The following is a 12,854-nucleotide window of genomic DNA, read 5'->3' on the forward strand; positions in this document are numbered from 1 at the left end:
GCTATTTCAGCGCCTGCTCGGCCAGCAACCCGAGGGCGATGACGATCATCGCCGCGCCGGAGATGCGCCCCACCACCTTCGCGGCCTGCGGACGCGTGCGCAGCACCGACTGCGAACCAAACCCCACCAGCAGATACACCAGGCCGCAGCTGATCAAATGCACGACGCCCAACGCCAGCATCTGCATCGGCACCGACCATTCGGCCCGGGCGTCGGTAAATTGTGGCAGCAGCGCCAGAAACAACAGAAACACCTTGGGGTTCAGTCCGCTGACGCACACGCCTTTGCCGGCCCAGCGCAGCCAGGAATCGGAACGCTGATCTTCACCGGCGCCGGGCACCGGCGGGTGCAACAGCATGTTGAAACCGATCCACAAGAGGTAAGCCGCCCCCAACAGGGTGAGCGCCGTCAGCGCCAGCGGGTTGCCGACCAGCAGTGCGCCGACGCCCGCCACCACGATCGCAATCATCAACAAATGGCCAAACAGCAAACCGGCGACGGCGGGCACCACCACCCGGCCGCGAATACCCGCCGAGATCACATAGGCCCAATCCATACCCGGCGTGATCACCAACAGAATCGACACCGCCCAAAACGCGGCGAACAGAGCGAGCGTCATGCCGGCGCCCTCTCAAACGCACCGCGCCACACCGAACAGAGAACCATTGCGCTTTCCTCGTGGAAGAAGAACGGCCTCCGCCTGCCGCGGCGGCCGTCAAAACCGTTCAACAGATGGCAAGAATATCCTCAAGGCGTTAAAATGTGCTTTCAATTACTTGCCTGAAATCGGCATAAACGGGGAAATTTTTCCAAATGGATAAGATTGATCGCAAAATTCTTGCTGAACTGCAGGCCGACGGCCGGTTGTCGGTGACCGAGCTGGCCGAGCGGATCGGTTTGAGCGTGTCCCCCTGTCACCGCCGGGTGCGGGCATTAGAGGAGTCCGGGGTGATCAGGGGTTACCGCGCCCAGCTCGATCCCGGCAGCCTGGGCTATAACTTTTCCGCCCTGGTGTTCGTCACCATGCGCGAAGGCGATCGCCGCGCCGTTGAAACCTTCGAAAACGCCATGGTGGACATTCCGCAGGTGGTGCAGGCACAGCGGTTGTTTGGCGATCCCGACTATCTGCTGCACGTTATCGCCCGCGATCTGCCCGCTTTCCAGCAGCTTTACGACGAGAAGCTCTCCGCCCTGCCGGGCGTGCAGCGCCTGAGCTCCACGCTGGTGATGAAAACCGTGGTGCCGGAGCGTTCGTTCCTGCCGTTGGGAAAATGACGACGGGAACGTTGCCGCTCCCGTTTTGACGATCTTAAGGCACAATCACGAAATCCGGATTGGCGATGGCGAACAGCGCCTCGCGATCCGCCGCCGGCGGATAAATCCACTGCGTGTTGATCTCCTGCTTAATCTTTTTGCCTTCCTGGCGGGTAAAGCGCACCTGGCGCTGCCAGCCTTCGGTATAGAGCGCGCCCCAGGGCCCCAAATCCAGGCAGGTCACATACTTCGGCTGGCTGTACGGATGCGTCGGCAACCCCGCCAGCTCCGCCGCCGCATTGTGGCCGGCCACGCGGCCAAGGCTCATCGCATGCTGGCAGGTCATCAGGTTGTGATTACCGAGATCGTCGGTCGCCGCCTTCACCGTATCGCCGGTCACGAAAATGCCCGCCGCCGCCGGCGCGCGCAGGAAGGCATCACCGATCACCCGGCCGCTGCCGTCGCGCTCGCCAGGGATCTGCTCGGTCAGCGGATGCGCCCGCACGCCCGCCGCCAGGATCACCGTGTTGGCAGCGATACGCTCACCGTTCGACAGCATCACTCCCTCAGCGTCGATGGCCGAGACGCGCAGGCCGGCCCGCGCTTCCACGCCGCACTCCACCAACGCCTGGCGTATCACCGCCCCCGGCTCTGCCCCCATCCCCGCGCCTACTTCCGGCGCGGTATCGACGATCACCACGCGCACGTTCTCGTCTTTGCCCAGCGCATCCCGCAGCCGCTGCGGCATCTCCGCCGCGCTCTCCAGCCCGGTCAGCCCCGCGCCCACCACCACGGCGGTGTTGCGCGCAGGCGTCGAAGGTTTGGCCGCCAGCGCTTTGATATGAGCGCCCAAGCGCTGTGCGCTTTCCAGCGTATCGACGTTGAAACCGTATTCGGCAAAGCCCGGCACCGCAGGCACGGAAAGCCGACTGCCGGTGGCCCACACCAAACGATCGTAGGCCAACTCAAGGGGTGCCCCCACCGCCGGCGCCACCCTGAGCGTTTTGGCGGCGGCATCGATACGTTCCACCGTCCCGGCCAGGTGCCGCGCACCGACGGCGGTGAGCTGCGCGGAAATGTCGGGGTTCATGTTTTCCAGCACCGCTTCATACAGGCGCGGGCGGATGGTGACCGTAGGCGTCGGCGAAACCATCAGCACCTCGATGTCGTCATGCTTACCGGCGAGGGTAATGGCGCGCATGGCGGACACGGCGGCCCAAAAACCGGCAAAACCGGAACCGGCAATCACTATTTTCTGCGTCATGGGATGACTCCTTCATACAGGGTTGACCGGGAGACGAGGCTGCCCGCAGTTTTTTCGGATGAACGATGCCGTTCCGCTCCCGTCGCAGGGTGCAGAAGGCCCGCCCGCCCCTTCCGAGGAGGCGGGAAAAAGTGTGCTTCGCTTTTTTAAGGAAAGGCGGCGATTAGGTTTTGGCGCGCGCCGTTTTGCCGCTGCGCGCGGTGCGTTCCGTCATGCGTTCGTCGAGCCAGAGGTTGACCTCACCGAAGAAGCCTTGCGGCGCTTTGCGGCCAAAGCGGGCTGCGACGGCGCCGAGGGTCTGCGCCGCCAGCGCATCGCGCATCGCCTTCTCCGCCTGCAGCATCACCGCATGGATAGCGCATTTGCCGGAGACCGCCCAATCCGGCGGGGAATCATCGAACACCGCACAGCGCCCGCGCACCTCCTGGCAATCGAACAGCGGCTTGTGCCCCTCGATAGCGTCGATAATTTCCAGAAAACTGATCTCGTCCGCCGGACGGGCCAGCCGGTAACCGCCGCGCACCCCTTCGCTGGCGGCGACGATCCCCGCCTTTTCCAGCTTGGGAAAAATCTTGGCCAGAAAGCTGGGGGAGATGCCTTGCAGCTCGGCGAGTTCGCGGCTGCTGAGCGCGCGCTGGTGATCGCCGACCAGCCACAGCAGGCAGTGAATGCCATATTCAACGCTGGTTGTGATGTACGCCATATGTCCGTTTTCGACCGTCAGTGAATCTTCAATAACGCAGACTATATGAGTCTGCGTTTATCTTGTCAATAAAACGCGGACCAACTTCGTCCTCGTTTAATTCAAAATGCATGTCGCCAGCGACGAAAAAGCGCCCTTCAAAATGAAAAATAAAACTTTTTTGCTCGATTCGCGCTCGGCTAACGTTTCCTTGTCGCCTGCGGCTGACTATGATGTGATGGGTGCCGCCGCCGCGGTTTGTGAACCGCCGCACTTTCGCGCGGATTGCGCCGCGGGAATAAAGAACTCTTGTCTGCTGCTGACGTCTTAGAAATGATTATTTAAGGGAAACGCCTGACTATGACCAACCGGTTGACCAAAACCGCGTTAGCGGTGCTGCTGCTCAGCACGCTGAACGCCACCGCCCTGGCACCAGCACAGGCGGAAAGCCAGGACCAGTTGCCGGATATGGGCACCTCCGCCGGCGGCACCCTGAGCATTGGACAAGAGCTGGCGATGGGCGATTTCTATGTGCGCCAACTGCGCGCCAGCGCCCCTCTGATCAACGATCCGCTGCTGAGCCAGTACATCAATCAGCTGGGCAACCGGCTGGTGGCCAGCGCCTATTCGGTGCGCACGCCGTTCCATTTCTATCTGGTGCGCAACGATGAGATCAACGCCTTCGCCTTCTTCGGCGGCAACGTGGTGCTGCACTCCGCGCTGTTTCGCGTCAGCGACAACGAAAGCCAGCTGGCTTCGGTGCTGGCGCACGAAATCTCGCACGTTACCCAGCGCCACTTGGCGCGCGCCATGGAAGATCAGCAGCGCAACGCCCCGCTGACCTGGGTGGGCGCACTCGGTTCCATTCTGCTGGCGATGGCCAACCCGACCATGGGCATGGCGGCGCTGAGCGGCACCATGGCCGGCACCCAGCAAGGCATGATCAGCTTTACCCAATCGAACGAACAGGAAGCCGACCGCATCGGCATTCAGGTGCTGCAGCGCGCCGGTTTCGATCCGGAAGCCATGCCCGACTTCCTGCAGAAACTCTCGGATCAGTCGCGCTACGCCTCCAAGCCGCCGGAAATGCTGCTGACGCACCCGTTGCCGGACAGCCGCCTCTCCGACGCGCGCAACCGCGCCAACCAGATGCCGAAACACATCGTGCAGTCTTCGCAGGACTACCTGATGGCCAAGGTGCGTGCCCTGGGCATGTACAGCTCGGAAGGCTACGGCCTGAACGAAGAGTTGCTCGGCTCGCTCAGCAAGGGCAACGTGCGCGAACAGGCGGCCGCCAAATACGGCCGCGCCATTCTGTTCTATGAAGCGAAAAAATACGACGACGCGCGCAACATCATTCAGCCGATGCTGGCGCAGGATGCGAAAAACGTCTGGCTGATCGACCTGATGACCGACATCGATCTCGGTCAGAAACGCGCGCCGCAGGCCATCGCACGCCTGCAGGCAGCCAACGCCGCCCAGAACAACAACCCGGTGCTGCAGCTCAATCTGGCCAACGCCTATGTCGAAGGCAACCAGCCGGCGCAGGCGTCGAAGATCCTGAACCGCTACACCTTTGCCCATCCGGACGATCCGAACGGCTGGGATCTGCTGGCACAGGCCAGCGCCGCTCAGGGGCTGCGCGATGAAGAGCTGTCGGCCCGCGCCGAAAGTCTGGCGCTGACCGGCCGACTCGATCAGGCCATCGGCCTGCTCAGCAATGCCAGCTCGCTGCAGAAACTCGGCAGCCTGAAACAGGCGCGCTACGATGCGCGCATCGACCAGCTGCGCCAACTGCAACAGCGCTTCCGCCAATACCAGCGCAGCTGATTCAACAAGGAATGAACGCCATGAAAAACGTCACGATTTACCATAACCCGCGCTGCTCCAAGAGCCGTGAAACCCTGGCGCTGCTGGAGCAGCACGGTGTCGATCCCAAGGTGGTGCTGTACCTCGAAACGCCCCCTACGGTCGATGAGCTGAAAAAGCTGTTGAAAGAACTGGGCTTCACTTCGGCGCGCGATCTGATGCGCAAAAAAGAAGATCTGTACAAGGAATTGAAGCTGGCGGACGACAGCCTGAGCGAAGAGCAACTGCTGGCAGCGATGACGGCGAACCCGAAACTGATCGAACGCCCGATCGTGGTGAAAGGCAGCAAGGCGCGCATCGGCCGGCCACCGGAGCAGGTGCTGGAGATTTTGTAAATTCGAATTCGGGCGCGGACTATTGCGCCCTTTCTTTTACGGTAGCGGCTACAGCCCCAGGATCTCTTTAACGAACGGAATGGTGAGCTTGCGTTGGGCAGTGATCGAGGCGCGATCGAGCTGATCGAGGGTCATAAACAGCGTGCGCATCTCGCGATCCAGCCGCTTCAGCAGGAAGCGGCCCACGTCTTCCGGCAGCTCGAAGCCGCGCAGTTTGCCGCGCAGCTGCAGCGCCAGCAGCTTCTCTTCGTCCGACAGCGGCTGCAGCTTGTAGATCTGCCCCCAGTCCAGACGCGAAGCCAGATCCGGTAAACGCAGGTTCAGCTGACGCGGCGGGCGATCCCCGGTGATGAACAAACGGGTGCGGCCGGTTTCCAGGATGCGATTGTAAAGGTTGAAGATCGCCATCTCCCACTCTTCGTCGCCGGCGATGCATTCGATATTGTCGATGCAGACCAGCGCCAGCTGTTCCATGCCGTCCAATACTTCAGGCACGAAGTAAGCGCGCTTGTCGAGCGGCACATAGCCCACCGCTTCCCCCTTCTGCGAAAGCTCGGCGCAGGCCGCATGCAGCAAATGGCTGCGCCCGCCGCCTTCACGCGACCAGAAATAGATATAGCTGCCATGTTCCTGACGGACGGCGGATTGGATCGCGGCTAATAGGGATGGGTTCTCGCCCGGATAAAAACTGGCGAAAGTTTCATCATCGGGAAGATAAAGTGGCAGTGAAAGCTGTGCCGGCGTATTCAGAGAAGCACCTCAACCAAAACTGGCAGAAAAACGTGGGCAGTTTAACACAGAAAACGGGCGCTGTTGAACCGGCAGGATCTTATGCCGCAATAGTGAACAATGCCTAAGCGCCGCTTGATTGGCTGCGGCTCCCGCCAAGGCAAGAATTATCCGATATCATTCCCTAACCCCATGCCTGCGCAGGTTAAATTTGTCATTTAAGCCAAATCTGGCCTAGTATAGGTAGGCTAAACGCAATCACCATCAACAAGGTTTCTGCAAGGATATAGACGATGAAAGTATGGAATAAAGTGCTGTTGGCCTCCTTTATCGGGTTGTTGGTTGCCGGCTGTGATGACTCGTCCAAGGTTGACGCCAACCTGGATAAAGCCAAAGACAGCGCCGAGCAGATGAAAGACGCCGCTCAGAAAAAAGCGGACGATCTGACGGACAAGGCGAAAGCGACGGCGGATGAAATCAAAAAAGAGGCCGCCACGCAGGCTGACCAGCTGAAGGACAAAGCTTCGGCGATTAAAGATGAAGCCGCCAAGCAGGCGGACGCCATCACCAACGACGCCAAGGCCAAGGCCGCCGCGATCAAAGATGACGCCGGCAAGCAGAGCCAGCAGTTGGTGGATCAGGCCAAGGCCATCAAGAACGACGCCATCAACGGCGCCAACGATCTGACCGAGCAGGCCAAGGCCAAGACCGAAGCCATCAAGAACAGCGCCGAAAACAAAGCGCAAGAGTTGAAACAAGAAACCGATGCGGCGGTGAACGGCAATACGCAACCGGCCGCCCAGCAATAAGCCATACTCAGCAATAAAGTAAGGAGCAGTAAATGGGGATTATTTCCTGGATTATCTTCGGCCTGATCGCCGGTATTTTGGCTAAGTGGATCATGCCCGGCAAAGACGGCGGCGGCTTTATTCTGACCGTTGTGCTGGGGATCGTCGGCGCCGTGGTCGGCGGCTATATCAGCACCTTCTTCGGCTACGGCAAGGTTGACGGCTTCAACTTCGGCAGCTTCGTGGTGGCGGTTATCGGCGCCATCGTGGTGCTGTTCGTGTACCGCAAAATTCGCAGCTGAGGCGAATGCCATCAGTCAAAAGGGCAGCCCCTGGGCTGCCCTTTTCATTACTTCTGCTCTGCCGGTTCGTCCGGCGCGTCGAGCACCTCTTCTTCCTTGCGGAACAGGCTGATGACCTTGAACAGCAGGCTCAAGCCAATGCCGACGATGGTCGCCAGCGCCATGCCTTTCAGCTCCGCCGCGCCAATATGCACCTTGGCGCCGCTCACGCCGATAATCAGGATCACCGAGGTTAAAATCAGGTTTTGCGCTTTGTTGTAATCCACTTTGGATTCGATCAGCACGCGAATGCCCGAGGCGCCGATCACGCCGTACAGCAGCAGGGAAACGCCGCCCATCACCGGCACCGGCACCGCCTGGATCGCCGCCGCCAGCTTGCCGATGCAGGACAACAGGATCGCCAGCACCGCCGCGCCGCCGATCACCCAGGTGCTGTAGACCTTGGTGATGGCCATCACGCCGATGTTCTCGCCGTAGGTGGTGTTCGGCGTGGAGCCGAAGAAGCCGGAGAATACCGTCGAGATACCGTTGGCGAACATCGAGCGGTGCAGGCCCGGATCGCGGATCAGGTCTTTTTTCACGATGTTGGCGGTCACCACCAGGTGGCCGACGTGCTCGGCGATCACCACCAGCGCCGCCGGCAGAATGGTGAAGATGGCGAACCACTCAAAGCGCGGGGTGTAAAAGGTCGGCAGCGCGAACCAGTGCGCCTCGCGGATCGGAGTCAAATCCACCACGCCCATGAAGAACGACAGCGCATAACCCACCAGCACGCCGATCAGGATCGGGATAATCGCCAGGAAGCCGCGGAACAGCACCGAGCCGAGCACCGTGACCGCCAGCGTCACCAGTGAAATGGTGATGGTGGTCGAGTCGGCGCTGGCGCCTTCAGCCGGCAGCAGCCCCGCCATGTTGGCCGCCACGCCCGCCAACTCCAGGCCAATGACGGCGACGATCGCCCCCATCGCCGCCGGCGGGAACATCACGTCCAGCCAGCCGGTGCCGGCCTTTTTCACGATCAGCGCCACCAGGCAGAACAGCACGCCGCACATGATGAAACCGCCTAACGCCACTTCATAACCGAGCGGCAACAGCAGCAGCACCGGCGAGATAAACGCGAAGCTGGAACCGAGGTAAGCCGGGATCTTGCCTTTACAGATGAACAGATACAGCAGCGTGCCGATGCCGTTGAACAGCAGCACGGTCGCCGGGTTGATCTTGAACAGGATAGGCACCAGCACGGTGGCGCCAAACATGGCGAACAAGTGCTGGAAGCTGAGCGGAATGGTCTGGAGCAGCGGCGGGCGCTCGCTGACGCCGATGGCGCGACGGGTCATGTGTGTTTTTCCTCGGTTTATTGGTTTTATAGGTTTTAGTCAAAAAAAAGCCGACTCGTTAAGTCGGCTCAAATGTTTACTTGGTACCAAATATCTTGTCGCCCGCATCGCCCAGGCCAGGCACGATGTAGCCCTTGTCGTTCAGACACTGATCGATGGAGGCGGTGTACAGTTCAACGTCCGGGTGCGCTTTCTCCAGCGCGGCGATGCCTTCCGGCGCCGCCACCAGAACCAGCACCTTGATGCTGTGGCAGCCGGCTTTCTTCAGCAGATCGATAGTGGCGATCATCGAACCGCCGGTGGCCAGCATCGGGTCGACGACCAGCGCCATGCGCTCTTCGATGTTGGAAACCAGCTTCTGGAAATACGGCACCGGCTCCAGGGTTTCTTCGTCGCGGTATACGCCCACCACGCTGATGCGCGCGCTCGGCACGTGCTCCAGCACCCCTTCCATCATGCCCAGACCGGCGCGCAGGATTGGCACTACGGTAATCTTTTTCCCTTTGATCTGATCCACTTCAACTGGCCCGCACCAGCCTTCGATGGTGACTTTTTCCGTCTCCAGATCGGCGGTCGCTTCATAGGTCAGTAAACTACCCACTTCTGAGGCCAGCTCACGGAAGCGTTTGGTGCTGATGTCATTTTCGCGCATCAGGCCAAGCTTGTGTTTTACCAGCGGGTGTTTCACCTCAACGATCTTCATCATTTTTCTCCTATTAAGGTGGTTGCGGCCAAAAAAATCGCGGGATTATACCTCCTTTTTTTCGCCGCGCCACCCACAATAGCCCGATCGGGATCAACAAAAGTTTGAATATCAGTATAGATGACGAAAAAGCGGAGCCGGTTCACAAGCCGCTCGCAAACGTTTGCCTGCGCTGTTAGAATTGCCGCGCCTTATTCCGGAATCAACATCGGAAGCACAGTTTTCAAACCGCAAACCGTCGTGGGGAATCGCGCAGTGACCGACAAAACCTCTCTCAGCTATAAAGACGCAGGTGTCGATATCGATGCAGGCAACGCATTGGTAGATCGCATCAAAGGTGTAGTTAAACAGACCCGTCGCCCGGAAGTGATGGGCGGTCTGGGCGGGTTTGGCGCCCTGTGTGCGTTGCCGCAGAAATACCGCGAGCCGGTGCTGGTTTCCGGTACCGACGGCGTGGGCACCAAGCTGCGTCTGGCGATGGATCTGAAACGCCACGACACCATCGGCATCGATCTGGTGGCGATGTGCGTCAACGATCTGGTGGTTCAGGGCGCCGAGCCGCTGTTCTTCCTCGACTACTACGCCACCGGCAAGCTGGATGTGGACACCGCGGCCAGCGTGATCACCGGCATCGCCGAAGGCTGCAAGCAGTCCGGCTGTGCGCTGGTGGGCGGCGAAACCGCTGAAATGCCGGGCATGTACCACGGCGAAGATTACGACGTGGCCGGTTTCTGCGTCGGCGTAGTCGAAAAATCCGAGATCATCGACGGCAGCAAAGTGCAGTCCGGCGATGCGCTGATCGCCCTGGGCGCTTCCGGCCCGCACTCCAACGGTTACTCGCTGGTGCGCAAGATCCTGGAAGTAAGCAACACCGATCCGACCGCCACCCAGCTGGAAGGCAAACCGCTGGCCGACCACCTGCTGGCGCCGACCAAAATTTACGTGAAGTCCGTGCTGGAGCTGATCGAGAAGGTTGACGTCCACGCCATCGCTCACCTCACCGGCGGTGGCTTCTGGGAAAACATTCCGCGCGTGCTGCCGGAAGGCATGCAGGCGGTGATCGACGAAGCCAGCTGGCAGTGGCCGGCGGTGTTCACCTGGCTGCAGCAGGCCGGCAACGTCAGCCGTCATGAAATGTACCGCACCTTCAACTGCGGCGTAGGCATGGTCATCGCCCTGCCGGAAGCCGAAGTGGAAGCGGCCATCGCGCTGCTGACCGCGACAGGTGAAAAAGCGTGGAAAATCGGTAAACTGACCGCCTCTTCCGACGAACAACAAGTGGTCATCAACTGATGAAAAAGATCGTGGTGTTGGTCTCCGGCCAGGGGAGCAATCTCCAGGCGCTGATTGACGCCTGCCAGCAGGGCCGCATCGCCGCCGAAATCGTGGCGGTATTCAGCAACAAGGCGCAGGCTTACGGCCTGCAACGCGCCGAAGCGGCGGGCATCGCCGCCCAGGCGCTGGATGCCAAGGCTTACGCCGATCGCACGGCGTTCGACGCCGCGCTGGCGGACGCCATCGACCAGTACCAGCCCGATCTGGTGGTGCTGGCCGGCTACATGCGCATCCTCAGCCCGCAGTTCGTGCAGCGTTATGCCGGCCGCATGCTGAACATCCACCCTTCCCTGCTGCCGAAATACCCGGGGCTGCATACGCATCGTCAGGCCATCGACAACGGTGACAGCGAACACGGCACCTCGGTGCACTTCGTGACCGAACAGCTCGACGGCGGCCCGGTGATTTTGCAGGCCAAGGTGCCGATTTTCGCTGACGACGAAGAGGATGACGTGGTTGAACGGGTGCAAACCCAGGAACACACGATCTATCCGCTGGTGGTGAGCTGGTTCGTCGACGGCCGCCTGGCGATGCGCGACGGCGCCGCCTGGCTGGACGGCGAACGCCTGCCGGAGCAGGGTCACGCCGCCGACTGATGCGCGCAGCCTGAACCTTGCCTAAACGGCGCCCACGCGGCGCCGTTTTTTTTCGCCTTCATCCATTCTGTGAAGTTATACTTTGCACAATTTCACGGCACAGAGGAGCCCACATGTCCAGCACTGCCAGCGTCAGATTACGCCCATTGGAACGGGACGATCTGTCGTTCGTCCACCAGATGGACAACAATGCCAGCGTTATGCGCTATTGGTTTGAAGAACCCTATGAAGCCTTTGTCGAACTTTCCGATCTCTACGACAAACACATCCACGATCAGAGCGAGCGCCGCTTTATCATCGAGCACGAAGGCGCCAAGGTCGGCCTGGTGGAGCTGGTGGAGATCGATCACATCCACCGCCGCGCAGAATTCCAGATCATCATCGATCCTGCCCACCAGGGCAAAGGCTATGCCAGCACCGCCGCCCGGCTGGCGATGGACTACGGCTTCTCGGTGCTGAACCTGTACAAGCTGTACCTGATCGTCGACAAGGAGAACCCGAAGGCGATCCACATCTACAGCAAGCTGGGCTTCAACGTGGAAGGCGAGCTGATCGACGAGTTCTTCGTCAACGGCGAATACCGCACGGTGCTGCGTATGTGCATTTTCCAGCCGCAATATCTGGCGAAGTTCAAAACGCCCAATGATAAGCCGCTGGTGAAGTGACGCTTAGCGAGAAAAAGAGAAAACCCGCCCAGGCGGGTTTTTTATTGGCAAATAAGCGACTAGTATTAATGGATGCTATTTTATCGTCAGGAAATAGCCTGATGAATGCGGAAATAAATAATATTTCCCGAGATAATTAATCGCAAAATAATTAACAGTAATAATAAGAATTCCCCTCTGCCTCTACAAAGGAAAAATGCCATGACGACCGTCTCAAACCTGCTGCTTTTTATCGGCCTGGCGATGATCGCCATCGCCGCCGGCCTGAATACCTATAGCGGCTACGCGCCTGCAGATCCCAATAGTACCCCGCTATTTTCCCCGCTCTGGTGGACGCGCTGGTTCCCGCTCTATGCCTCGGGCGCTGCGTTGCTGTTGGTGGGGCTGGTGCTGCGGGTTACGGGGCGGGGACGATAAAAACCCAATTTCATCGTAGATATTGCAGAACAAGTTATGCGGGAGACATATTATCAAAAAGAGCACTTTGTAACGCATCTGCACTATAACAGAATCACTTATAACAACTGAGATGGAGTAGATACAAGTTTAAAAAACTAAAAACCCGCAACAGCGGGCTTTTAGTAGTCAAACAATAATATTACGCACTATTTATAACAACAGCATCTAAGTCCAATCTTGATAGCCGTTTTCGTGAATCCAGACAAGGCCAGCGGGGCATGCATCAGATAAAAACCAATATCCATTAAAAGCGCCATACTCCATCTCTTCAGGAGTATTAGGAAAACTGGCTCTAAATTTATCGACCTGCTCTTTCACTGTTCCCTTCAAGAACTCACCCCCGTTGCCAAGTTTTACTATCCCCTCATTCATCAAGTGCTCGATAAACCAGAGGAATAACTCTTTTTCCTCATAAAAAGAAAGGCAGATCTTACCTGATAGGCTATCCGGATGAATATTTTCCCAAATAGTCACCATCGATGCTCCCACAAGAGCTTCTTTCCTATTTTCATATTGCTCTATTGTAAGCATATAGA

The 12,854-nt window shown here is 59.0% G+C and carries 16 protein-coding genes; 9 read left to right on the forward strand and 7 right to left on the reverse strand.

The window, feature by feature from the left end; translation table 11 throughout:
- Position 1 precedes the first annotated feature (1 nt).
- Positions 2–619, reverse strand: a complete 618-nt coding sequence (locus ACJ8PN_RS18560) for a LysE family translocator (RefSeq protein WP_004941674.1) — start codon at positions 617–619, stop codon at positions 2–4.
- Between the two features lie 194 nt (positions 620–813).
- On the opposite strand from ACJ8PN_RS18560, the gene ACJ8PN_RS18565 reads away from it, so the two are divergent.
- Entirely contained in the window at positions 814–1,275 is a 462-nt protein-coding gene (locus ACJ8PN_RS18565; RefSeq protein WP_004941672.1) for an Lrp/AsnC family transcriptional regulator, read from the forward strand.
- Positions 1,276–1,309: 34 nt separating this feature from the next.
- Here the strand turns inward: ACJ8PN_RS18565 and ACJ8PN_RS18570 are convergent, their stop codons facing one another.
- Together ACJ8PN_RS18570 and ACJ8PN_RS18575 are read right to left on the reverse strand one after the other, a co-directional pair.
- Positions 1,310–2,518, reverse strand: coding sequence for an NAD(P)/FAD-dependent oxidoreductase (locus ACJ8PN_RS18570; RefSeq protein WP_171454522.1), 1,209 nt, complete (start codon positions 2,516–2,518; stop codon positions 1,310–1,312).
- A 163-nt stretch (positions 2,519–2,681) separates the two neighbouring features.
- A complete protein-coding gene (locus tag ACJ8PN_RS18575) occupies positions 2,682–3,221 on the reverse strand; it encodes an RrF2 family transcriptional regulator (protein WP_171454523.1) in 540 nt (179 codons plus the stop codon).
- A gap of 339 nt (positions 3,222–3,560) precedes the next feature.
- Here ACJ8PN_RS18575 and ACJ8PN_RS18580 point away from each other — a divergent pair, with 339 nt between their 5' ends.
- Both ACJ8PN_RS18580 and arsC read left to right on the forward strand, forming a co-directional pair.
- Positions 3,561–5,030 carry a beta-barrel assembly-enhancing protease gene (locus ACJ8PN_RS18580; RefSeq protein WP_004941664.1) on the forward strand — a complete coding sequence of 490 codons (1,470 nt, stop codon included), beginning with the start codon at positions 3,561–3,563 and terminating at the stop codon, positions 5,028–5,030.
- 20 nt (positions 5,031–5,050) lie between these two features.
- Complete coding sequence (arsC, locus tag ACJ8PN_RS18585; RefSeq protein WP_047025632.1) at positions 5,051–5,404, forward strand: arsenate reductase (glutaredoxin); 354 nt, start codon at positions 5,051–5,053, stop codon at positions 5,402–5,404.
- A gap of 48 nt (positions 5,405–5,452) precedes the next feature.
- On the opposite strand, the gene hda is transcribed toward arsC, so the two are convergent.
- Positions 5,453–6,154, reverse strand: coding sequence for a DnaA inactivator Hda (hda, locus tag ACJ8PN_RS18590; protein ID WP_025159568.1), 702 nt, complete (start codon positions 6,152–6,154; stop codon positions 5,453–5,455).
- Positions 6,155–6,426: 272 nt separating this feature from the next.
- On the opposite strand from hda, the gene ACJ8PN_RS18595 reads away from it, so the two are divergent.
- Both ACJ8PN_RS18595 and ACJ8PN_RS18600 read left to right on the forward strand, forming a co-directional pair.
- Positions 6,427–6,942, forward strand: coding sequence for a hypothetical protein (locus tag ACJ8PN_RS18595; RefSeq protein WP_021504397.1), 516 nt, complete (start codon positions 6,427–6,429; stop codon positions 6,940–6,942).
- A 32-nt stretch (positions 6,943–6,974) separates the two neighbouring features.
- Entirely contained in the window at positions 6,975–7,223 is a 249-nt protein-coding gene (locus ACJ8PN_RS18600) for a GlsB/YeaQ/YmgE family stress response membrane protein (RefSeq protein ID WP_004941647.1), read from the forward strand.
- 47 nt (positions 7,224–7,270) lie between these two features.
- On the opposite strand, the gene uraA is transcribed toward ACJ8PN_RS18600, so the two are convergent.
- Positions 7,271–8,560: a uracil permease gene (gene uraA / locus ACJ8PN_RS18605; protein ID WP_004941645.1), complete on the reverse strand. Its 1,290-nt coding sequence runs from the start codon at positions 8,558–8,560 to the stop codon at positions 7,271–7,273.
- A gap of 76 nt (positions 8,561–8,636) precedes the next feature.
- Positions 8,637–9,263: a uracil phosphoribosyltransferase gene (gene upp, locus ACJ8PN_RS18610; protein WP_004941642.1), complete on the reverse strand. Its 627-nt coding sequence runs from the start codon at positions 9,261–9,263 to the stop codon at positions 8,637–8,639.
- A 255-nt stretch (positions 9,264–9,518) separates the two neighbouring features.
- Here upp and purM point away from each other — a divergent pair, with 255 nt between their 5' ends.
- From purM to ACJ8PN_RS18630, 4 genes are all read left to right on the forward strand, one after another.
- Entirely contained in the window at positions 9,519–10,556 is a 1,038-nt protein-coding gene (gene purM / locus ACJ8PN_RS18615) for a phosphoribosylformylglycinamidine cyclo-ligase (RefSeq protein ID WP_442535144.1), read from the forward strand.
- Positions 10,556–11,194 carry a phosphoribosylglycinamide formyltransferase gene (gene purN / locus ACJ8PN_RS18620; protein WP_004941635.1) on the forward strand — a complete coding sequence of 213 codons (639 nt, stop codon included), beginning with the start codon at positions 10,556–10,558 and terminating at the stop codon, positions 11,192–11,194. Before purM ends, purN begins: the two co-directional genes overlap by 1 nt.
- Before the next feature lie 113 nt (positions 11,195–11,307).
- Complete coding sequence (speG, locus tag ACJ8PN_RS18625) at positions 11,308–11,859, forward strand: spermidine N1-acetyltransferase (RefSeq protein WP_004941631.1); 552 nt, start codon at positions 11,308–11,310, stop codon at positions 11,857–11,859.
- Positions 11,860–12,060: 201 nt separating this feature from the next.
- A complete protein-coding gene (locus ACJ8PN_RS18630) occupies positions 12,061–12,276 on the forward strand; it encodes a hypothetical protein (protein WP_411261527.1) in 216 nt (71 codons plus the stop codon).
- 207 nt (positions 12,277–12,483) lie between these two features.
- Here ACJ8PN_RS18630 and ACJ8PN_RS18635 read toward each other — a convergent pair whose 3' ends face one another.
- Complete coding sequence (locus tag ACJ8PN_RS18635; protein ID WP_049242884.1) at positions 12,484–12,849, reverse strand: DUF596 domain-containing protein; 366 nt, start codon at positions 12,847–12,849, stop codon at positions 12,484–12,486.
- Positions 12,850–12,854 lie beyond the last annotated feature (5 nt).

The sequence above is a fragment of the Serratia sp. CY76391 genome (assembly GCF_052166695.1).
GTDB lineage: Bacteria > Pseudomonadota > Gammaproteobacteria > Enterobacterales > Enterobacteriaceae > Serratia > Serratia nematodiphila.